At 70.7% G+C, this 21,791-nt stretch carries 22 protein-coding genes; 18 read left to right on the forward strand and 4 right to left on the reverse strand.

Annotation, left to right across the window (positions count from 1 at the left end):
- Positions 1–42 precede the first annotated feature (42 nt).
- Entirely contained in the window at positions 43–1,275 is a 1,233-nt protein-coding gene (hemW, locus tag AB0M67_RS12435; protein WP_365745294.1) for a radical SAM family heme chaperone HemW, read from the forward strand.
- Positions 1,276–1,803: 528 nt separating this feature from the next.
- Here hemW and AB0M67_RS12440 read toward each other — a convergent pair.
- Together AB0M67_RS12440 and AB0M67_RS12445 are read right to left on the reverse strand one after the other, a co-directional pair.
- Positions 1,804–2,640 carry a DUF3097 domain-containing protein gene (locus tag AB0M67_RS12440; RefSeq protein ID WP_365745295.1) on the reverse strand — a complete coding sequence of 279 codons (837 nt, stop codon included), beginning with the start codon at positions 2,638–2,640 and terminating at the stop codon, positions 1,804–1,806.
- Between the two features lie 34 nt (positions 2,641–2,674).
- Entirely contained in the window at positions 2,675–3,397 is a 723-nt protein-coding gene (locus AB0M67_RS12445) for an MBL fold metallo-hydrolase (RefSeq protein ID WP_365745296.1), read from the reverse strand.
- Between the two features lie 172 nt (positions 3,398–3,569).
- Here AB0M67_RS12445 and hrcA point away from each other — a divergent pair, with 172 nt between their 5' ends.
- From hrcA to era, 14 genes are all read left to right on the forward strand, one after another.
- Positions 3,570–4,586, forward strand: a complete 1,017-nt coding sequence (gene hrcA / locus AB0M67_RS12450; RefSeq protein ID WP_249949309.1) for a heat-inducible transcriptional repressor HrcA — start codon at positions 3,570–3,572, stop codon at positions 4,584–4,586.
- Positions 4,587–5,723 (forward strand): molecular chaperone DnaJ, encoded by a 1,137-nt coding sequence (gene dnaJ / locus AB0M67_RS12455; RefSeq protein WP_365745297.1) that lies wholly within the window; start codon positions 4,587–4,589, stop codon positions 5,721–5,723.
- A 169-nt stretch (positions 5,724–5,892) separates the two neighbouring features.
- Positions 5,893–6,972, forward strand: a complete 1,080-nt coding sequence (locus tag AB0M67_RS12460) for a nitronate monooxygenase (RefSeq protein ID WP_365745298.1) — start codon at positions 5,893–5,895, stop codon at positions 6,970–6,972.
- A complete protein-coding gene (locus tag AB0M67_RS12465; RefSeq protein WP_365745299.1) occupies positions 6,969–7,706 on the forward strand; it encodes a 16S rRNA (uracil(1498)-N(3))-methyltransferase in 738 nt (245 codons plus the stop codon). Before AB0M67_RS12460 ends, AB0M67_RS12465 begins: the two co-directional genes overlap by 4 nt.
- 102 nt (positions 7,707–7,808) lie before the next feature.
- Entirely contained in the window at positions 7,809–8,168 is a 360-nt protein-coding gene (locus AB0M67_RS12470; RefSeq protein ID WP_365745300.1) for a histidine triad nucleotide-binding protein, read from the forward strand.
- A 5-nt stretch (positions 8,169–8,173) separates the two neighbouring features.
- The gene (locus tag AB0M67_RS12475; RefSeq protein WP_365745301.1) at positions 8,174–9,082 is read left to right on the forward strand and encodes a ribonuclease Z; all 909 of its coding nucleotides are present in this window, start codon (positions 8,174–8,176) and stop codon (positions 9,080–9,082) included.
- A 97-nt stretch (positions 9,083–9,179) separates the two neighbouring features.
- Positions 9,180–10,292, forward strand: a complete 1,113-nt coding sequence (locus AB0M67_RS12480) for a PfkB family carbohydrate kinase (RefSeq protein WP_365745302.1) — start codon at positions 9,180–9,182, stop codon at positions 10,290–10,292.
- Between the two features lie 165 nt (positions 10,293–10,457).
- Positions 10,458–11,477 (forward strand): PhoH family protein, encoded by a 1,020-nt coding sequence (locus tag AB0M67_RS12485; protein WP_365745303.1) that lies wholly within the window; start codon positions 10,458–10,460, stop codon positions 11,475–11,477.
- A 14-nt stretch (positions 11,478–11,491) separates the two neighbouring features.
- Positions 11,492–11,989: an rRNA maturation RNase YbeY gene (gene ybeY, locus AB0M67_RS12490; protein WP_365745304.1), complete on the forward strand. Its 498-nt coding sequence runs from the start codon at positions 11,492–11,494 to the stop codon at positions 11,987–11,989.
- A complete protein-coding gene (locus AB0M67_RS12495) occupies positions 11,986–13,275 on the forward strand; it encodes a hemolysin family protein (RefSeq protein WP_365745305.1) in 1,290 nt (429 codons plus the stop codon). The genes ybeY and AB0M67_RS12495 overlap by 4 nt, the downstream gene beginning before the upstream one ends.
- A 26-nt stretch (positions 13,276–13,301) precedes the next feature.
- Positions 13,302–13,631, forward strand: coding sequence for an MmcQ/YjbR family DNA-binding protein (locus tag AB0M67_RS12500; protein WP_365745537.1), 330 nt, complete (start codon positions 13,302–13,304; stop codon positions 13,629–13,631).
- A 651-nt stretch (positions 13,632–14,282) separates the two neighbouring features.
- Positions 14,283–15,041, forward strand: coding sequence for a GntR family transcriptional regulator (locus tag AB0M67_RS12505; RefSeq protein WP_365745306.1), 759 nt, complete (start codon positions 14,283–14,285; stop codon positions 15,039–15,041).
- Positions 15,042–15,091: 50 nt separating this feature from the next.
- The gene (locus AB0M67_RS12510; protein WP_365745307.1) at positions 15,092–15,457 is read left to right on the forward strand and encodes a cytidine deaminase; all 366 of its coding nucleotides are present in this window, start codon (positions 15,092–15,094) and stop codon (positions 15,455–15,457) included.
- Between the two features lie 97 nt (positions 15,458–15,554).
- Positions 15,555–16,526 carry a GTPase Era gene (gene era / locus AB0M67_RS12515; RefSeq protein ID WP_249949295.1) on the forward strand — a complete coding sequence of 324 codons (972 nt, stop codon included), beginning with the start codon at positions 15,555–15,557 and terminating at the stop codon, positions 16,524–16,526.
- 24 nt (positions 16,527–16,550) lie between these two features.
- On the opposite strand, the gene AB0M67_RS12520 is transcribed toward era, so the two are convergent.
- Both AB0M67_RS12520 and AB0M67_RS12525 read right to left on the reverse strand, forming a co-directional pair.
- Entirely contained in the window at positions 16,551–16,817 is a 267-nt protein-coding gene (locus tag AB0M67_RS12520; protein WP_365745308.1) for a protealysin inhibitor emfourin, read from the reverse strand.
- Between the two features lie 62 nt (positions 16,818–16,879).
- Positions 16,880–17,929 (reverse strand): M4 family metallopeptidase, encoded by a 1,050-nt coding sequence (locus AB0M67_RS12525; protein WP_365745309.1) that lies wholly within the window; start codon positions 17,927–17,929, stop codon positions 16,880–16,882.
- A 293-nt stretch (positions 17,930–18,222) separates the two neighbouring features.
- Between AB0M67_RS12525 and leuA the strand changes: the two genes are divergently transcribed.
- From leuA to recO, 3 genes are all read left to right on the forward strand, one after another.
- On the forward strand, positions 18,223–19,983 hold the full coding sequence (gene leuA / locus AB0M67_RS12530) for a 2-isopropylmalate synthase (RefSeq protein WP_365745310.1): 1,761 nt from the start codon (positions 18,223–18,225) through the stop codon (positions 19,981–19,983).
- 251 nt (positions 19,984–20,234) lie between these two features.
- Positions 20,235–20,930 (forward strand): TerB family tellurite resistance protein, encoded by a 696-nt coding sequence (locus AB0M67_RS12535; protein WP_365745311.1) that lies wholly within the window; start codon positions 20,235–20,237, stop codon positions 20,928–20,930.
- Between the two features lie 105 nt (positions 20,931–21,035).
- Positions 21,036–21,785, forward strand: a complete 750-nt coding sequence (gene recO, locus AB0M67_RS12540; RefSeq protein WP_365745312.1) for a DNA repair protein RecO — start codon at positions 21,036–21,038, stop codon at positions 21,783–21,785.
- Positions 21,786–21,791 lie beyond the last annotated feature (6 nt).

Here is a 21,791-nt window from a genome sequence, read left to right on the forward strand (position 1 = left end):
CGCGGGACCCGGTCCACCCGCCGCGTACGGGACACTGGGGGCATGCCTTCCGCACTGCCCGACGGTGACCCCATGCCCGAGACCGGCGCGCTGCCCCCGCACGCCCTCACGGGCGCGGCGGACCGGCCCCTCGGCTTCTACCTGCACGTTCCGTACTGCGCGAGCCGCTGCGGCTACTGCGACTTCAACACGTACACGGCGACCGAGCTGCGCGGCTCGGGCGGTGTCCTGGCCTCCCGCGACAACTACGCGGACACCCTCGCCGACGAGGTACGGCTGGCCAGGAAGGTTCTCGGCGACGACCCGAGGCAGGTCCGTACGGTGTTCGTCGGCGGCGGTACGCCGACACTGCTCGCCGCGGCCGATCTGGTACGGATGCTCGGGGTGATCCGTGACGAGTTCGGGCTCGCGGACGATGCCGAGATCACCACGGAGGCGAATCCGGAATCCGTGGATCCGGCGTATCTGGCGGCCCTGCGGGAGGGCGGCTTCAACCGGATCTCCTTCGGTATGCAGAGCGCGAAGCAGCACGTACTGAAGGTCCTGGACCGTACGCACACCCCCGGGCGGCCCGAGGCGTGCGTCGCGGAGGCCCGTGCGGCGGGGTTCGAGCATGTGAACCTCGATCTGATCTACGGCACGCCGGGGGAGACCGACGACGACTGGCGCGAATCGCTCGCGGCGGCGGTGGGGGCGGGGCCCGACCATGTCTCCGCGTACGCGCTGATCGTGGAGGAGGGCACCCAGCTGGCCCGGCGCATCCGGCGCGGCGAGGTCCCGATGACGGACGACGACGAGCACGCGGACCGGTATCTGATCGCGGACGAGGTGCTGGCGGCGGCGGGCTTCTCCTGGTACGAGGTGTCCAACTGGGCGACCTCGGAGGCGGCCCGCTGCCTGCACAACGAGCTGTACTGGCGCGGCGCGGACTGGTGGGGCGCGGGGCCGGGGGCGCACAGCCACATAGGGGGCGTGCGCTGGTGGAACGTGAAGCACCCGGGCGCGTACGCGGCGGCGCTGGCGTCGGGACGGTCGCCGGGCGCGGGCCGGGAGATCCTGACGGCGGAGGACCGCCGGGTGGAGCGCGTCCTGCTGGAGCTGCGGCTCTCGGACGGCTGCGAGCTGTCCTTGCTACGTCCGGCCGGCCTGGCGGCGGCCCGCCGCGCCCTGGCCGACGGGCTGCTGCGGCGGGGGCCGTACGACGAGGGGCGTGCGGTGCTGACGCTGCGGGGGCGGCTGCTGGCGGACGCGGTGGTCAGGGACCTGGTGGACTGATCTGCGGTTCGCCTTCCGGCGGGGGTCGTGGCGCGGGGTGCGGTGCGCCTTCCGGCGGGGGGTCGTGGTGCGGGGCGCCTTCGGCGCGGGTGCGTTGTGGTGCCGGGGGCCGGGGCCTCCGGAGGTACATGTCCGGACGGCATGATTTACGGCGCGACCCTGCCCTGTCGTTGGTTCGGGCGTCCGTGCGCCACAAATCACGCTTTAGTGTCCGGACACGCACCTCCTCCGACCCCGACCCCCTCCCCCCGGGTGGTCGCACTCGGCCTCGTGGTCGGCCGGGCCGCTTGTGCGGGCGGTGAAGGGGGGCGCGCAGGGGTCGTGTCCGGGACGTAGAGCGTGATTTGTGGCGCGCGAACGCCCGAACCATCGATTGGGCGGAGTCGCGCCGTAAATCATGCAGTCCCGGATGCGAGCCCGGAGCGACCACCGGCGACAACCCGCACCGCACCACCGGCCCCAGCCGAAACGCACCTCGAACAACGACCCCCCGCCGGAGGCGCACCGCACCACCGGCCCCGCCGAGACTCACCTCGTCAAACCTCCCGCACCGCCCACCGTGACGAAGTCGATCAGTTCCTCCACCCGTCCCAGCAGCGCCGGCTCCAGGTCCCGGTAGGAACGCACGCGGGACAGGATGTGCTGCCACGCCGCCCCCGTGTTCTCCGGCCAGCCCAGCGCGCGGCACACGCCCGTCTTCCAGTCCTCGCCCCTCGGCACCGCAGGCCACGCCGCGATCCCCACCGACGACGGCTTCACCGCCTGCCAGACGTCGATGTAGGGGTGGCCCACCACCAGGACGTCCGCGCCCGTCACCGCGGACGCGATGCGGGACTCCTTCGAGCCCGGTACCAGATGGTCGACCAGGACGCCCAGCCGCGCGTCCGGGGCCGGGGCGAACTCGCTGACGATGGCGGGGAGATCGTCGATGCCGCCCAGGTACTCCACGACCACGCCCTCGACGCGCAGATCGTCGCCCCACACCTTCTCGACCAGCTCCGCGTCGTGCCGGCCCTCCACGTAGATGCGGCCCGCCCTCGCCACACGGGCCCGGACCCCGGGGACGGCGACCGAGCCGGAGGCGGTACGGGACGGTCGGGAGGGGCCCGCCGTCGCCGGGCGGATCAGGGTCACCGGCCGGCCCTCCAGGAGGAAGCCGGCGGGCAGCAGCGGGAAGACCCGGTGCTTGCCGAAGCGGTCCTCCAGCGTGACCGTCGGACCCTCGGCGGTCTTCTCGCAGCGGATCACCGCGCCGCAGAAGCCCGTTGACACCTCCTCGACCACCAGATCCGGCTCGGCGGGGACCTCGGGCGCGGGCGTGGACTTCTTCCACGGGGGCGTCAGATCAGGGCTGTAACTGCGCATGCGCACGACGATAGGCCGGAGCGCGGCACGGCGGCTACGACGCCCCCGCACGCGCGGCCAGCGCGTCCCGCTGTGCCCGTACGAACGCCGCGTCCACCACCGCCCCGTGACCCGGCACGTACAGCGCGTCCTCGCCGCCCAGCGCCAGCAGCCGGTCCAGGGCGGCCGGCCAGCGCGCCGGGACCGCGTCGGGGCCCGCCTGCGGTTCGCCGGACTCCTCCACCAGATCGCCACAGAAGACCACCGCAGGGGAGCCGGGCACCAGCATCGCGAGATCGTGCGCGGTATGACCGGGCCCGGCGTCCGCGAGCAGGACCCGGAGGCCGCCCAGGTCCAGCGTCACTTCTCCGGACACCGCGTGCCGGGGCGCCACCAGGAGGTCCACCGCCTCGGCGGCTTCCCCGGCGGCGACCCCGTGGCGTACGGCGTCCTCGTACAGGCCCGCCGCGCCCCCGGTGAGCAGTTCCGCCATGCCCGCGGCCCCGTACACCTCCGCCTCCGTGAACGCGGCCGTCCCCAGCACATGGTCGAAGTGCGGGTGGCTCAGCGCGATATGGGTCACATCACGGCCGCCGAGCAGCGTCCGTGTGTGTGCCCGGATCGCGGCGCCCTCGCGGAGCGTGGAACCCGTGTCGTACAGCAGCGCCGCGTCGGCGCCGACGGCCAGTCCGGTCGTCGCGTCCCACCCCGGCAGCCGCAGCCGCCCCACTCCTGGAGCCAGCCGTTCCCATCCGGATTCTTCCCAAGCGACGTTCATACCGGGACGCTACGGGACGCTATCGGCAACGACCAGCGTGATCGCGGGGTAGCGTGGTCGGCTGCTCTTGCTAGCGGTGTACCCCACGGCCGTACACTGGCTGGGGGAGTGCTGGCACTCCTCCAGAGCGAGTGCCAAGGCCGGAACGACGGACGAGAGCTGGAGGTGTGCGATGCTCAGCGAACGCAGGCTGGAGGTGCTGCGCGCCATCGTCCAGGACTATGTCGGGACGGAAGAGCCCGTCGGCTCCAAGGCGCTCACCGAGCGGCACAAGCTCGGTGTCTCCCCGGCGACCGTACGCAACGACATGGCGGTGCTGGAGGACGAGGGCTTCATCGCCCAGCCGCACACCAGCGCGGGCCGTATCCCGACGGACAAGGGATACCGGCTCTTCGTCGACAAGCTGGCGGGGGTCAAACCTCTCTCCTCGCCGGAGCGCCGCGCCATCCAGAACTTTCTGGACGGAGCCGTCGATCTCGACGATGTCGTGGGTCGTACGGTACGGCTGCTGGCGCAGCTCACCCGGCAGGTCGCCGTCGTCCAGTACCCCTCGCTGACCCGCTCGACGGTGCGGCACGTGGAGTTGCTGGCGCTGGCGCCCGCACGGCTGATGCTCGTCCTGATCACGGACACCGGACGGGTCGAGCAGCGCATGATCGACTGTCCCGCGCCGTTCGGCGAGACCTCGCTCGCGGACCTGAGGGCCCGGCTCAACAGCCGGGTGGTCGGGCGCCGCTTCGCGGATGTCCCGCAGCTGGTGCAGGACCTGCCCGATTCCTTCGAGCAGGAGGACCGGGGGACCGTCACGACGGTGCTCGCGACCCTGCTCGAAACCCTGGTCGAGGAGACCGAGGAGCGGCTGATGATCGGCGGTACCGCCAACATCACCCGCTTCGGACACGATTTCCCGTTGACCATCCGGCCGGTGCTTGAGGCGCTTGAGGAGCATGTGGTGCTCCTCAAGCTGCTCGGCGAGGCCAAGGACCCCGGCATGACCGTACGGATCGGGCACGAGAACGCCCATGAGGGGCTCAACTCCACGTCCGTCGTCGCGGTCGGCTACGGTTCGGGCGACGAGGCAGTCGCCAAACTCGGCGTGGTCGGACCGACCCGCATGGACTACCCCGGAACGATGGGAGCGGTACGCGCAGTGGCACGTTACGTCGGACAGATCCTGGCGGAGTCGTAAGTGGCCACGGACTACTACGCCGTACTCGGCGTACGCCGCGACGCATCTCAGGACGAGATCAAGAAGGCATTCCGCAGACTCGCGCGCGAGCTGCATCCGGATGTCAATCCCGATCCCAAGACGCAAGAGCGCTTCAAGGAGATCAACGCCGCCTACGAGGTGCTGTCGGACCCGCAGAAGAAGCAGGTCTACGACCTCGGCGGTGACCCCCTCTCGCAGAGCGGTGGCGGGGGCGCGGGCGGGTTCGGAGCCGGTGGCTTCGGCAACTTCTCCGACATCATGGACGCGTTCTTCGGTACGGCGTCGCAGCGCGGCCCGCGGTCGCGGACGCGGCGCGGCCAGGACGCGATGATCCGGCTGGAGATCGACCTCAACGAGTCGGCCTTCGGTACGACCAAGGACATCCAGGTCGACACGGCCGTGGTCTGTACGACCTGTTCGGGCGAGGGCGCGGCGCCTGGCACCTCGGCGCAGACCTGTGACATGTGCCGTGGCCGCGGCGAGGTCTCGCAGGTCACCCGGTCCTTCCTGGGCCAGGTCATGACCTCGCGGCCGTGCCCGCAGTGCCAGGGCTTCGGTACGGTCGTGCCGACGCCGTGCCCCGAGTGCGCGGGCGACGGCCGGATCCGGTCCCGCCGGACGCTCACCGTCAAGATCCCGGCCGGGGTCGACAACGGCACGCGCATCCAGCTCGCGGGCGAGGGCGAGGTCGGCCCCGGTGGCGGCCCCGCCGGTGATCTGTATGTCGAGATCCACGAGCTGCCGCACGCGGTGTTCCAGCGGCGCGGCGACGATTTGCACTGCACGGTCACGATCCCGATGACCGCCGCGGCGCTCGGCACGAAGTGCCCGCTGGAGACGCTGGACGGCCTGGAGGAGATCGACGTTCGCCCCGGTACGCAGTCGGGGCAGTCGATTCCGCTGCACGGCCGGGGCATCACGCATCTGCGGGGCGGCGGCCGGGGCGATCTGATCGTGCATGTCGAGGTGATGACCCCGTCGAAGCTGGACCCGGAGCAGGAACGGCTGCTGCGGGAGCTGGCGAAGCTGCGCGGCGAGGAACGGCCCACGGGCCAGTTCCAGCCGGGGCAGCAGGGGCTGTTCTCGCGACTGAAGGACGCCTTCAACGGCCGCTAGAGGAATGGGTTTCGACCGGTGGCCCGGGGGAAGTGCTCCCCGGGCCACCGGCGTTGTCCCCGGTCGCGGTGTCCGTGACGCGCCGCGCGTTCCCCCGCGCATTCCTCTGTCACATGCCTGACGCGGCACCGATTCGGAGCTGTCATACAAGGCATGGCACGATGCCTGCATGTCCTCCGCACTGACCGATCTCTGCCGGTATCCGATCGTGCAGGCCCCCATGGCGGGCGGCGCCTCCTGCCCGCAGCTGGCCGCGGCCGTCTCCGAGGCCGGCGGTCTCGGGTTCCTCGCCGCCGGGTACAAAACGGCGGACGGCATGTACGAAGAGGTCAAACAGTTGCGCGGGCTGACCGGCCGGCCCTTCGGTATCAACCTCTTCATGCCGCAGCCGCGCTACGCCGACCACGCGGCGGTGGAGGTCTACCGCAACCAGCTCGCCGGCGAGGCCACCTGGTACGAGACGCCGCTCGGCGATCCCGACGCCGGACGGGACGACGGCTACGAGGCGAAGCTGGCGATACTGCTCGACGACCCGGTGCCCGTCGTGTCGTTCACCTTCGGCTGCCCGACCAGGACGACGCTCGACGCCCTCGCCCAGGCCGGAACGTACACCGTGGTCACGGTGACCACCCCCGAGGAGGCCCAGACCGCGCAGTGGTCCGGCGCCGACGCCGTCTGCGTCCAGGGCATCGAGGCCGGCGGTCACCAGGGCACACACCGCGACGATCCGGCCACCGACGGCGCGGGGATCGGGCTGCTCTCGCTGGTGACCCAGGTCAGGGAGACCGTGGACCTCCCGATCATCGCCGCGGGCGGGCTGATGCGCGGCGGCCAGATCGCGGCGGTGCTCGCGGCGGGCGCGGACGCGGCCCAGCTCGGAACGGCGTTCCTGGTGTGCCCGGAGTCCGGGGCGAACGCGCTGCACAAGCAGGCCATGACCAATCCGCTGTTCGTACGGACCGAGCTGACCCGGGCGTTCTCCGGACGCCCCGCGCGCGGCCTCGTGAACCGCTTCATGCGCGAGCACGGCCGGTACGCCCCGCCCGCCTACCCCGAGATCCACCACCTCACCTCCGGACTGCGCAAGGCCGCCGCCAAGGTCGGCGACGCGCAGGGCATGGCGCTCTGGGCGGGCCAGGGCCACCGCATGGCCCGCGATCTGCCGGCCGGACAACTGGTCGAGGTGCTGAACGGTGAACTCGAAGCGACCCGCGCCTCGTTGATGCCGGGTCTGGGCAACGTCTCGTGACCGCTCCTGTCTTCGTCGCCGAGGGCGGCGGACTGCGGGTCGGTACGGTCACCCTGGACGGCCCCGAGGGGCGGCACGCCGTCTCCGTACGGCGGCTGCGCGTCGGCGAGGAGATCGTCCTGACGGACGGCGCCGGCACCGGCGCGTACGGGACGGTCGCGGCGGTCGAGGGCAAGGACCGGCTGGACGTCGCCGTCACCGAGGTACGGACCGAGCCCGAGCCCACGCCCCGGATCACCGTCGTCCAGGCGCTGCCCAAGGGCGACCGCGGGGAGCTGGCCGTCGAGACCATGACCGAGACCGGTGTCGACGCGATCGTGCCGTGGCAGGCCGCGCGCTGCATCACGCAGTGGAAGGGCGAGCGGGGCGCCAAGGCGCTCGCCAAGTGGCGGGCCACGGCCCGCGAGGCGGGCAAGCAGTCCCGCAGGCTCCGCTTCCCCGACGTCACGGACGCGCTGTCGGCCAAGCAGGTCGCGGCGCTGCTCGCGGACGCGGACTTCGCCGCCGTACTGCACGAGGAGGGAAGCGAGCCGCTGGCCACCGCGCCGCTGCCCACGGAGGGCCGGATCGTGCTGGTCGTGGGGCCCGAAGGGGGCGTGTCCCCGCAGGAGTTGACGGCTTTCGCGGAGGCGGGCGCACGGCCGTACCGGCTCGGCCGCAGCGTACTGCGCACCTCCACCGCGGGGACGGCGGCCACGGCGCTCCTGCTCGGCCGCACCGGCCGCTGGTCCTGACGGGCGCCGGGTCATCGGCCGGGACCGCCGCGCGCCCCGACCCCACCGGATAGCATGCGACGTACTCAACTGATCACCAGTGGTGCCGAGGAGGCCCGGACCATGGCGGGAGAACCGCAGGCGGACTGCCTGTTCTGCAAGATCGTCTCGGGGGATGTGCCGGCCACCGTCGTCCGCGAGACCGAGACCACCCTCGCCTTCCGCGACATCAATCCGCAGGCCCCGACCCATGTCCTGGTCATCCCGCGGGTGCACTACCCGGACGCGGGCACCCTCGCCGCGGCCGAGCCCACGATCGCCGCCGATGTGCTGCGCGAGGCCGCCGCGGTCGCCGTTGACGACAAGACCGACGGCAGCGGCTACCGGATCGTCTTCAACACGGGCGCGGGCGCGGGCCAGACCGTCTTCCACGCGCACGCCCATGTCCTGGGCGGACGCGGCTTCAACTGGCCCCCCGGGTAGGCGTCTTGTCCGTACGGGAACTGGTCGTGCTGGGCACCGCGAGCCAGGTGCCGACCCGCCATCGCAACCACAACGGCTATCTGCTCCGCTGGGACGGCGAGGGCCTGCTCTTCGACCCCGGAGAGGGCACCCAGCGCCAGATGCTGCGCGCCGGGGTCGCCGCGCACGACATCAACCGCATCTGTGTCACGCACTTCCACGGCGATCACTCGCTCGGGCTGGCCGGGGTCATCCAGCGCATCAATCTCGACCAGGTGCCGCACGAGATCACCGCGCACTACCCGGCAAGCGGGCAGCGCTTCTTCGAACGGCTGCGGTACGCCACCGCCTACCGTGAGTCCGTCGAGCTGACCGAGGCGCCGGTCACCGGCGACGGCGTGCTCGCGCGTACCCCCGCGTACACCCTGGAGGCGCGGAAGCTCTCCCACCCCGTCGAGTCGTTCGGCTACCGCCTCACCGAGCCCGACGGGCGCCGGATGGATCCGGCGCGGCTGGCCGCGCACGGCATCGCGGGCCCGGACGTCGGCCGCCTCCAGCGCGAGGGCGTGCTGAACGGTGTCACGCTGGAGGAGGTCAGCGAGACGCGCCGGGGACAGCGGTTCGCCTTCGTCATGGACACCCGGCTCTGCGACGGTGTGCACGCGCTGGCCGAAGGGTGCGATCTGCTGGTCATCGAGTCGACCTTCCTCGACGGGGACGAGCGGCTGGCCACCGACCACGGCCATCTCACCGCCGGCCAGGCGGCGCGGGCCGCGCGGGACGCGGGCGTGGGGCATCTGGTGCTCACACACTTCTCGCAGCGCTACAGCGACCCGGACGAGTTCGAGCGGCAGGCCCGCGCGGCGGGATTCGAGGGCGAACTGACGGTCGCGGCCGACCTCGTACGGGTACCGCTGCCCAAGCGTTCTGGCTGACGGGAGCGTCGGTGCGGGCCCCACGGCAGCTGGACGGCCCGCCCGTGCCCGGAGATCGGGCAGACTGTCCGGATCCGCACGCGACCGGGAGCCCGCCGTGATCACATCCAACGGAGACCCGCAGGAACACTCCGCCCATGTCGACCCGCTGCGCGGACTGCGCGCCCCGGACGATCCCGACTGTGATGTGTATCTGACGGGCACGGTCTTCCTCGACATCATCTTCACCGGGCTGGACAGCGCGCCCGTACGCGGCACGGAGTCCTGGGCGCGGGGCATGGGGTCGAGCCCCGGCGGGATCGCCAATATGGCCACCGCCCTGGCCCGCCTCGGCCTGCACACCTCACTCGCGGCGGCCTTCGGCGACGACCACTACGGCGAGTACTGCTGGGACGCGCTGGAGCAGGGCGAGGGCATCGATCTGTCCCGGTCACGGACGGTCCCCGGCTGGCACTCGCCGGTCACCGTCTCCATGGCGTACGAGGACGAGCGCACGATGGTCTCGCACGGCCACGAGGCCCCGCCGCCCGAAGGGGCCGTGCCCGAGTGCCCACCGCGCGCCCGCGCCGCCGTCGCGGCGCTCACCCCCGGCCGCCGCGACGAGTGGATCGCCCGCGCCGCCCGCCGCGGAGCGCGCATCTTCGCCGATGTCGGCTGGGACGAGACCGGCCGCTGGGATCTGGCGGGACTGGCCGATCTGGAGCACTGCGAGGCGTTCCTGCCCAACGCCGAGGAGGCGATGCGCTACACCCGTACCGACTGCCCGAGGGCCGCCGCGCGCGTGCTCGCCGAGCGGGTGCCGGTGGCCGTCGTCACGCTCGGCGGGGACGGCGCGTACGCGGTGGACGGCGCCACCGGCGAGACCGCCGAGGTCCCGGCGATCGCGGTGGAGGCCCTCGATCCGACGGGTGCGGGCGATGTCTTCGTGGCCGGATTCGTCACCGGCACCCTCGCCGGCTGGCCGCTCGCGGACCGGCTCGCCTTCGCGGGGCTGACCGCGGCGCTCTCGGTCCAGGAGTTCGGCGGCTCGCTCTCCGCGCCCGGCTGGTCGGAGGTCGCGACCTGGTGGCAGTACGTACGGACCTCCCCGGACCAGGACCCGGCGGCGCTGCGGCGCTATGCCTTCCTGGAGGAGCTGCTGCCCGCGCCGAGCAGGCCATGGCCGCTGCGCAGGGCCGTACCGACCATCGGCTTCGGCCGCTCGGCCTGAGACGGCGGGGGCCGGGCGGCCGAACCCCCGCCCCAGGGCTTTGCCGACGGCACATCGAAAAGCCCTAGGGCTGTGTCAGTGCGGGGTCGTACGCTGGTAGCCCAGAGGTTGTCGAGCAGCGAGAACCCTGCAACGGGAGGTATGCGCAGGCCACAGTGCCGGCCCATGACTCAGACACCCACAGTCCAGACCCCCGCATCGGGGCAGGCACGCGCCCAGTGGACCGTTCCCGCCAAGCACCCCATGGTGACGGTCCTGGGCTCCGGAGACACCCTCCTTCGTGCGATCGAGAAGGCGTTCCCGGCCGTAGACATCCATGTCCGGGGAAACGAGATCAGTGCGACCGGCAGCGCGGCGGATGTCGCGATGGTCCAGCGCCTGTTCGACGAAATGATGCTGGTGCTCCGCACCGGTCAGCCGATGACGGAGGACGCAGTGGAACGTTCGATCGCCATGCTCAGGGCGAGCGAGAACGGCGGAGCGGACGGTCCCGAGACGCCCGCCGAGGTGCTCACCCAGAACATCCTGTCCAGCCGCGGCCGGACGATCCGCCCCAAGACCCTCAACCAGAAGCGCTATGTCGACGCGATCGACAAGCACACGATCGTCTTCGGCATCGGCCCCGCCGGCACCGGCAAGACCTATCTCGCCATGGCCAAGGCGGTCCAGGCCCTGCAGTCCAAGCAGGTCACCCGGATCATCCTGACCAGGCCCGCCGTCGAGGCGGGCGAGCGGCTCGGCTTCCTGCCCGGCACGCTCTACGAGAAGATCGACCCGTATCTGAGGCCGCTCTACGACGCGCTGCACGACATGCTCGACCCCGACTCGATCCCGCGTCTGATGGCGGCGGGCACGATCGAGGTGGCGCCGCTGGCGTATATGCGCGGCCGTACGCTCAATGACGCGTTCATCATCCTTGACGAGGCGCAGAACACCAGCACCGAGCAGATGAAGATGTTCCTGACCCGGCTCGGCTTCGATTCGAAGATCGTCATCACCGGTGACATCACCCAGGTCGACCTGCCGGGCGGCACGAAGAGCGGCCTGCGCCAGGTCCAGGACATCCTGGACGGGGTCGACGACATTCACTTCTCCCGGCTCACATCCCAGGATGTCGTACGGCACAAGCTCGTCGGCCGTATCGTCGACGCGTACGAACAGTACGACAGCCACAACGGGAAGTAGAGCCACAGCGCACCATGTCGATCGACGTCAACAACGAGTCAGGCACCGAGGTCGACGAGCAGGCGATCCTCGACGTCGCCCGCTACGCGCTCGCGAGGATGCGCATCCACCCCCTCTCCGAACTGTCGGTGATCGTGGTGGACGAGGCCGCCATGGAACAACTGCACATCCAGTGGATGGATCTGCCGGGTCCGACGGATGTCATGTCCTTCCCGATGGATGAGCTGCGTCCGCCGGTCAAGGACGACGAGGAGCCACCGCAGGGCCTCCTCGGCGACATCGTGCTCTGCCCCGAGGTGGCGAAGAAGCAGGGCGAGGAAGCCCCGACGCAGCACACCATGGACGAGGAGCTCCAACTGCTCACCGTCCACGGTGTGCTGCACCTTCTCGGCTACGACCACGAGGTACCGGACGAGCGGGCCGAGATGTTCGGCCTCCAGGCGGCCATCGTCGACGGCTGGCGGTCCGAACAGGGGCTCACGGGTCCGTCGCCCGCGCCGACCGTCTCATGACCGCGCAACTGATCGTCGGAGCGGTCGCCCTGGTCGTCGTGGCCTGGCTCGCGGCCTCCGCCGAGGCGGGCCTCGCCAGGGTCTCCAGCTTCCGGGCGGCCGAGGCCGTCCGCTCGGGGCGCCGGGGCGCGGCCAAGCTGGCCCAGGTCGCCGCCGACCCGACGCGCTATCTGAATGTGGCCCTGCTGGTACGGGTCGCCTGCGAGATGGCGGCCGGGGTGCTCGTCACCTACGTCTGTCTGAAGGAGTTCGAGGAGACCTGGGCGGCGCTGGTCGTCGCCATCGGCGTGATGGTGCTCGTCTCGTATGTCGCGGTGGGTGTCTCGCCCCGTACGATCGGCCGCCAGCATCCGCTGAACACGGCGACGGCCTCGGCGTATGTCCTGCTGCCGCTCGCCAGGATCATGGGCCCGATCCCCCAGCTGCTGATCCTGCTGGGCAACGCGCTCACCCCCGGCAAGGGCTTCCGCAAGGGACCGTTCGCCAGCGAGGCCGAGCTGCGGGCGATGGTCGACCTGGCCGAGTCGGAGTCCCTCATCGAGGACGACGAGCGCCGCATGGTGCACTCCGTCTTCGAACTGGGCGACACCCTCGTACGCGAGGTCATGGTCCCGCGCACGGACCTGGTCTGCATCGAGCGGTACAAGACGATCCGTCAGGCGCTCACGCTGGCGCTGCGCTCCGGCTTCTCCCGTATCCCGGTGACGGGGGAGAACGAGGACGACATCGTCGGCATCGTCTATCTCAAGGACCTGGTCAGGAAGACCCATATCAACCGGGACTCCGAAGCCGATCTGGTCTCCACGGCGATGCGCCCCGCCGCCTTCGTGCCCGACACGAAGAACGCGGGCGATCTGCTGCGCGAGATGCAGCAGGAGCGCAGCCATGTCGCGGTCGTCATCGACGAGTACGGCGGCACGGCCGGCATCGTCACGATCGAGGACATCCTGGAGGAGATCGTCGGCGAGATCACCGACGAGTACGACCGCGAACTGCCCCCGGTCGAGGAGCTGGGCGACGGCTCGTACCGCGTCACGGCCCGGCTGGACATCGGTGACCTCGGGGAGCTGTTCGGGCTCGACGAGTACGACGACGAGGACGTGGAGACCGTCGGCGGCCTCCTGGCGAAGGCCCTGGGCCGCGTCCCGATCGCCGGCGCCACCGCCAACGTCGACCTGCCGGACGGCCGCACGCTCCGGCTCACGGCCGAATCCCCGGCCGGCCGCCGCAACAAGATCGTCACGGTCCTCGCCGAACCGGTCAGGAAGGAAGCCCCGGCCCCGTGACCCCGACGGAGCTGACGACGTGCTGCCTGGCCCTGAACGGAACGTCCTCGGACGTCCCGTTCCCGCGCAACCCGGGTATCACGGTCTTCCGGGTCGCCACGAAGATCTTCGCGATCTGCTCCCTGGAGGACCGCCCGCTGAAGGTCTCCCTCAAATGCGACCCGGAGGAAGCGATCCGCCTCCGCGAGACCCACCCGGAAATCGTCCCGGGCTGGCACCTCAACAAGCGCCACTGGAACACGGTGACGGTCGGCCCGCTGCCGCCCCGGATGGTGCGGGAGCTGATCGAGGACTCGTACGACCTGGTGGTGGCGGGCCTCCCGAAACAGGAACGCCTGAGGCTGGACAGGCCCTGAGCGACCTGTCCCGGCCCGGGCGGCTCATAGTCCGACGACGGTGAACTCGCGCAGTCGCATGATGAGCTGTCCGGCCCGGACCCAGTGGATGCGCGGATCATCGAAGGCCACGCCCACGACGCCCAGCGGGACAGGGGACGGATGCCCCGGAGCGTAGAGCGCACCCCGGCCGGGCCGAAGGCGCGGACACGTAGCGCCACGCATTGGGTGCGCAGATGCGGGCACGCCCGCACGGACCTCGCGGCGCAGTGCAGACAGAGCGGTGGATGGGTCGTGACGAGGTCACGGGGCCATGAGGCCGGGTCGGTCGGGTCCTCGCCCAGTAGCCACAGCACCCCATCCGCATCGCGGTCGGCGGGCCGGGCACAGATCTGGCAAAGGAGCTGCCCCATGGCACGGCGCTGCCGCAGCGCGTGAACCTTGCCGAACTGGGGTCGTCCCCTGCCGGGAAGCGACCTGACACGTGTCCACAGCACGCCGTCCGAATCGCGGTCGTACGGCCGCTCGTCCGCGTACCCGATGCCCCGGCCCTTCGTGACGACGCGCGGGCAGTCCGGGTGACGTGCCGTCGGCGGTGCGGGCACGCGGCCCGAAGTGCGCTGGTACACGTGTGCCCTAGGGTGTCTAGAGAAGTAGGGAGGACGTTCACGTATGGCCACAAGCGGCGGCGCCCGTCAGCCGAAGTACCAGCGCATCGCCGACACGCTCCGAGAGGCGATTCGAGCGGGCGAGTACGGGCCGGGCGCGCGGCTGCCGGGTGAGAACGACCTCATGGCCGCCCACGGCGTCGCCCGGATGACAGCGCGGCAGGCGCTGGGCGTTCTGCAGAGTGAGGGGATCGCCGAGTCCCGCAAGGGCGCGGGTGTGTTTGTACGGTCGTTCCGGCCGCTGCGGCGGCATGGCGTTCAGCGGCTGGCCGGTGAGCGGTGGGGCGTCGGGCGGTCCGTGTGGTCGGCGGACATCGAGGACCGGACGCTCGTCGTGGACCAGGTCAGTGTGGCCGAGAAGCCCGCCCCGGAGCCCATCGCGCGTGTACTCGCTCTGGAACCGGGTGACGCCGTCTGCGTACGGCACCGGCGCTACGTCCTGGAGGACAAGCCGGTCCTGCTGGCCACCAGCTTCCTGCCCGCCGCCCTCGTCGCGGGTTCGGCCATCACACGGGAGGACACCGGCCCGGGCGGGATCTACGCACGACTCGACGAACTCGGCCTCAAACCCGTGCACTTCAGGGAAGAGATCCGCTCCCGTATGCCGTCCCAGGAGGAGGCGGACCGGCTCGGCCTCTCCGCCGGTACCCCCGTCATCCTTGTCTGTCGCACCGCGTTCGACGCCGAGGGGCGGGCGGTCGAGGTCAACGAGATGGTTCTCGACTCCGCGTCGTACGTGCTGGAGTACGACTTCGACGCGTAGCTGCACGGCCCGTTGGCGGTGGTTCGCAGTGGGCTGCCTATGCTCGGCGTATGACTGAGAGCACCGACCCCGGCACCGGCGTCTCCGCCGAGGACCGCAAGATCATCACGCTCGCCCGCAGCGCCCGCGCCCGTAACGCCGTGCCCGAGGGCGCGGCGGTGCGGGACGAGACCGGGCGTACGTATGTCGCCGGCACCGTGCGGCTGGACTCGCTCAAGCTCAGCGCGCTGCGTACGGCTGTCGCGATGGCGGTGGCCAGCGGCGCGACCTCGCTGGAGGCGGCGGCCGTCGTCACGGCGGGGGAGACCGTGTCGGACGAGGACCGCGCGGCCGTACGCGACCTCGGCGGGCCCGCGACGCCGGTCCTTCTCGCGGGCCCGGACGGCACGCTCCGGGTGACCGTCACGGCGGGCTGAGCGGCGGGCCCTCCGGTGCGCGATCAGCACGCGGAAAGTGGCGGCGCGAAGGCCGTGTGGGGCTGTCTGGTCGGCGCGCGGTAAACGATCGGGGAGAATGGGCGCCATGAGCGCTCGTACCTCTTCGCCCGAGACTTCTCCCGAAGCAGCCGAAGCCCCCCACCGGGCCGGCTTCGCCTGCTTCGTCGGCCGCCCCAACGCGGGCAAGTCCACCCTCACGAACGCTCTGGTCGGCCAGAAGGTGGCCATCACCTCCAACCGGCCGCAGACCACGCGCCACACCGTGCGTGGCATCGTGCACCGGCCCGAGGCGCAGTTGATCCTGGTCGACACCCCGGGCCTGCACAAGCCGCGCACGCTGCTCGGTGAGCGACTCAACGATGTCGTACGGACGACCTGGGCCGAGGTCGATGTGATCGGCTTCTGTCTGCCCGCCGACCAGAAGCTCGGCCCCGGCGACCGGTTCATCGCCAAGGAACTGGCCGCGATCAAGAAGACGCCGAAGGTCGCCGTCGTCACCAAGACGGACCTCGTCGACTCCAAGACGCTGGCCGAGCAGCTCATCGCGATCGACCAGCTCGGCAAGGAACTCGGCCTGGAGTGGGCGGAGATCGTCCCGGTCTCGGCGGTCGGCGACCAGCAGGTCGGCCTGCTCGCCGATCTGCTCGTCCCGCTCCTCCCGGAGAGCCCGCCGCTCTACCCGGAGGGCGACCTCACCGACGAGCCCGAGCAGGTCATGGTCGCCGAGCTGATCCGCGAAGCCGCGCTGGAAGGCGTACGGGACGAGCTGCCGCACTCGATCGCGGTCGTCGTCGAGGAGATGCTGCCGCGCGAGGACCGCCCGGCGGACAAGCCGCTGCTGGACATCCACGCGAACGTCTATATCGAGCGCCCCAGCCAGAAGGGCATCATCATCGGCCCGAAGGGCAAGCGCCTCAAGGAGGTCGGGACGAAGTCCCGGAAGCACATCGAGGCGCTGCTCGGCACTCCCGTCTTCCTCGATCTGCATGTCAAGGTCGCCAAGGACTGGCAGCGCGACCCGAAGCAGCTGCGCAAGCTGGGGTTCTGACCGTGCCGGCCGGCCGGACAGGACCTAGGCGCCTTCCTTGAGCACGCGTGAGATCAGCGCGCGCTGCGCGTCCGTCAGCCCCGGGTCCGCGCAGTGGACCGCGTGGTCGTCGATGGTGATCACGTAGTGGTAGCCGTCCGGTACGCCGGCGGACGGCGTGTCCGCGCCGTCCGCCATCGCCCGGTCGGCCAGTTCCCGCCAGTCACCGGCATCGCGCAGGCTCGCGGTCTCGATCTCGGCTCTGCGCTCGATGCCCGCGAAGCCGCCTGTGCGCCGTACTTGGATACGCATGGGTCCTGTCTAGTACGTGATCGGCGACGGCGGTAGCCGCCGCTCGTGCCACACCTCGCGCTTCACACCGCGGGGACCCCGACCTGGGACCACGCCTTGGTCACCGCCGCCAGCTCCGCGCCGTCGCCGAAGCGGCTCCGTGCCGCCGCGACGGTCAGCCGGGCGAAGTCCGTGAACCGCGCGCCGGCGGCCAGCTCGCCGCCGGTCAGTACGTCGAACCAGATCCGCCCCGCCCGCTCCCACGCCTTTCCGCCGAGCGCCGAGGCCAGCAGATAGAACGCGTGGTTCGGGATCCCGGAGTTGATGTGTACCCCGCCGTTGTCCTGGGTCGTCCGTACGTAGTCGGCCATGGTGGCGGGCTGCGGGTCCTTGCCGAGCACATCGTCGTCGTACGCCGTCCCCGGCGCCTTCATGGAGCGCAGCGCCTCCCCGGTGACACCGGGGGCGAGCAGGCCCGCGCCGATCAGCCAGTCGGCCCGGTCGGCGGTCTGGTCCAGGGTGTACTGCTTGACCAGCGAGCCGAAGACATCCGACACGGACTCGTTGAGGGCACCCGCCTGGCCCTGGTACTCCAGGCCGGCGGTGTACTGGGTGAGGCCGTGCGCCAGCTCGTGGCCGATCACATCGACGGGCAGTGTGAAGTCGAGGAAGACCTCGCCGTCACCGTCGCCGAAGACCATCTGTTCGCCGTCCCAGAACGCGTTCCCGTACCCCTCGTCGTAGTGGACGCTGGCGACCAGCGGCAGCCCGGCGCCGTCGAGCGAGTCACGTCCGTACGCCGAGAGCAGCAGCTCGAACGTGGCGCCGAGACCGCTGTACGCGCGGTTCACCGTGGCGTCGCCGCCGGGTGGGTCGCCCTCGCCGCGCACCTTCTTTCCCGGCAGCGTGGTGCGGTGCTCGCAGTCGTGAAGAGAGCGGTGCGGATTTCCGGTGGCGGCGGCTGTGGGGGCGGCGGCGCGGAGAGCGGTGGCGCGGCGGCGGGTGCGATGGGCGGCGTCCACCTCCAGCGCCCGGCGGGCGGGCCCGGAGAGCCGTGGGTCCTCGGCCTGGGCGAGCTTGTCGAGGACGTGGGGCGGCACGATGGTGCAGAAAACGGGAGCGATGGCGTTCATACCTGCACGGTGGCAGTGCGTCACGGAACTGTCACTCGTTGCGACAGAAATTGCTGAGATGGAGTGATTCCCCGGGATTCGGTCTTTACCTCACCGATCCCGCATTCTGATACGGACCCGCGCGGCCGGCACCGCTCGGCTAGGCTTCCCCACATCATGCGTTTCGGGCTGCTTCTCCTTAGCTGCCGCGGCGAGGGTCTGTAGTCGTAGGCCGACCCCCTCCCCGCGGAGTCTGGCGTTGCGGTGATCACGCCCGTCGGCCACCCCAGTGGACACACGAGGAGCCCTACGCAATGTCTGATTCTTCCGTCGGTCGCGCCACGCCCATCACCAACGCGACCCACACCCAGCGGCCCTCCGGGATGCCGATTCACAAGTACGGCCGCTACGAGGCGGTGGAGATCCCCGACCGCACCTGGCCGGAGAATCGGATCACCGTCGCCCCCCGCTGGCTCTCCACCGATCTGCGCGACGGCAACCAGGCCCTGATCGACCCCATGTCACCGGCCCGCAAGCGCGAGATGTTCGATCTGCTGGTCCGCATGGGCTACAAGGAGATCGAGGTCGGCTTCCCGTCCTCCGGTGAGACCGACTTCGCGTTCGTACGGTCGATCATCGAAGAGGGCGCGATCCCCGAGGACGTGACGATCTCCGTTCTGACCCAGTCCCGCGAGGAACTGATCGAGCGCACCGTCGAGTCGCTGCGCGGCGCCCACCGCGCGACCGTCCATCTCTACAACGCCACCGCTCCCACCTTCCGGAAGGTCGTCTTCCGCGGTACGAAGGAGCAGGTCAAGCAGATCGCCGTGGACGGCACCCGGCTGGTGATGGAGTACGCGGAGAAGATCCTCGGCCCCGAGACCGTCTTCGGCTACCAGTACAGCCCGGAGATCTTCACCGACACCGAGCTGGACTTCGCGCTGGAGGTCTGCGAGGGCGTCATGGACGTCTGGCAGCCCGAGGACGGCCGCGAGATCATTCTCAATCTGCCCGCCACGGTGGAGCGTTCGACCCCGTCCACGCACGCGGACCGCTTCGAGTGGATGTCGCGCCATCTCTCCCGCCGCGAGAACGTGTGCCTGTCCGTGCATCCGCACAACGACCGCGGTACGGCCGTCGCCGCCGCCGAGCTGGCGCTCATGGCCGGGGCGGACCGTATCGAGGGCTGTCTGTTCGGGCAGGGCGAGCGCACCGGCAATGTCGACCTGGTGACGCTGGGCATGAACCTCTTCTCGCAGGGCGTCGACCCGCAGATCGACTTCTCGCAGATCGACGAGATCCGTCGCACCAGCGAGTACTGCAATCAGATGGAGGTCCACCCGCGCCACCCCTACGCGGGCGATCTGGTCTACACCTCCTTCTCCGGGTCCCACCAGGACGCCATCAAGAAGGGATTCGACGCGCGTGAGGCCGACGCCGCCGCGCAGGGCAAGCCGGTCGACGAGATCGAGTGGGCCGTGCCGTATCTGCCGATCGACCCGAAGGACGTGGGCCGTTCGTACGAGGCGGTCATCCGGGTCAACTCGCAGTCCGGCAAGGGCGGGATCGCGTACGTACTGAAGAACGACCACAAGCTGGACCTGCCGCGCCGGATGCAGATCGAGTTCTCCCGGATCATCCAGGCCAAGACCGATGCCGAGGGCGGCGAGGTCACGCCCGGCCAGATCTGGTCGGTCTTCCAGGACGAGTACCTGCCCAACCCGGACAATGCGTGGGGCCGGCTCCAGCTGCGCTCCGGCCAGACCACGACCGACACGGACGGCAAGGACACACTGACCGTCCAGGCCGTCGTGGACGGTACGGAGACCGTGCTGACCGGTACCGGCAACGGTCCAATTTCGGCCTTCTTCGAGGCTCTGGCGTCGGTCGGGGTGGACGCCCGGCTGCTGGACTACCAGGAGCACACCATGAGTGAGGGCGCGAGCGCGCAGGCCGCCTCGTACATCGAGTGCGCGATCGGCGGAAAGGTGCTGTGGGGCATGGGAATCGATGCCAACACCACTCGCGCCTCACTGAAGGCGGTCATTTCCGCGGTGAACCGCGCGGCCCGCTGATCGGGCCGACGCCCCCGGTCCGACCTGAGAGTTCACGGACCTCGACCACCGGACACGGTGGTCGGGGTTCAGCCATGTCGTGGCGATCTCACGCCGCGGTACTGACGGCGCCCATGCAATGTGGCTAACATCACGTCAACGCGGCGGCTCTGTATCCGGATTCCCAGCATCCGGGTTCCCGGCAAGGGCGCAGAGGCGAAGCGGAGCGCAACGCAACGAAGCGTTGCCGGAGCGTTACGGAGGTGCGCGACGTGCTGCCAGCTCAGAGACCCGGTGGGCGAAAAGTGCGTTTCTGCGGCATTCGTACGTCCTGGAACACCATCGGGGACGGGGAGTTCTTCTGCCCCGACTGCGGGGGCGACCGCAACTACCGCCGTCGTACCGGCCGTCGCCGTTTCACGGTGCTCGGGGTTCCCCTGCTTCCGCGCGGCTGTGCCGGGCCCGTCGTCGAATGCGCCGCCTGTCACGCCCACTTCGGGATGGACGTACTCGATCACCCCACCACCGTCCGCTTCTCGGCGATGCTGCGCGACGCCGTGCACACGGTCGCGCTGGCGGTCCTCGCGGCGGGTGGCACCTCCTCGCGTACGGTCAGGGAGACCGCGGTCCTCATCGTCCGGGCGGCCGGGTTCGAGGACTGCACGGAGGACCGGCTGACGGATCTGGTGGACGCGCTCGCCGCGGACACCGGCCGCTTCCTCATGGAGCCGGGGCCGTGCGGCGCGGCGCTCGCCATCGAGCTGCATGAGGCGCTGGAGCCGCTGGCACCGCATCTGGCCCCGGCGGGCCGGGAGTCGATCGTGCTGCAGGGCGCGCGGATCGCGGTGGCGGACGGACAGTACAGCCTGCCGGAGCGCGAGGTGCTGAGCATCGTCGGCGGCGCGCTCCTGCTCTGTTCGGACGATACGGAGCGACTGCTGCTGGCGGCGTCCGGCACACCTTCCTGAGCCGCACCCGGGCGGACCCGGCCGGACCCGGGAGCGAGGGGGCCGGAGGGTTCCCCAGGCGGCGGGAGGCGGAGGGGCGTCCGCGCATGCGGGAGAATGGCCCCCATGAGTCTGTTCCGGGACGACGGCGTTGTGCTGCGCACCCAGAAGCTCGGTGAGGCCGATCGCATCATCACGCTTCTGACCCGCGGCCACGGCCGCGTCCGCGCCGTCGCCCGGGGGGTACGGCGGACCAAGTCGAAGTTCGGGGCGCGGCTGGAGCCGTTCTCCCATGTCGATGTGCAGTTCTTCGCGCGCGGCAGCGACCTCGTCGGACGCGGGCTGCCGTTGTGCACACAGAGCGAGACCATCGCCCCCTACGGTGGCGGCATCGTCACCGACTACGCCCGCTACACCGCGGGCACCGCCATGCTGGAGACCGCCGAGCGGTTCACCGACCACGAGGGCGAGCCGGCCGTCCAGCAGTATCTGCTCCTGGTCGGCGGGCTGCGTACGCTCGCGCGCGGGGAGCACGCGCCCCATCTGATCCTGGACGCCTTCCTGCTGCGCTCCCTCGCCGTCAATGGCTACGCGCCGAGCTTCGACGACTGCGCGAAGTGCGGACTCCATGGGCCGAATCGTTTCTTTTCGGTCGCGGCGGGTGGTGTCATCTGCGTCGACTGCCGGGTGCCCGGCAGCGTCGTACCCTCGGCTGAGGCAGTCGGACTGCTCAGCGCGCTGCTGACCGGCGACTGGGACACGGCGGACGCGTGCGAGGCACGGCACGTCAGGGAGGGCAGCGGACTCGTGTCCGCCTATCTGCACTGGCACCTGGAGCGCGGGCTGCGCTCGCTCAGATACGTAGAGAAGAACTAGGAAACC

This window comes from Streptomyces sp. NPDC051662 (assembly GCF_040681655.1).
GTDB lineage: Bacteria > Actinomycetota > Actinomycetes > Streptomycetales > Streptomycetaceae > Streptomyces.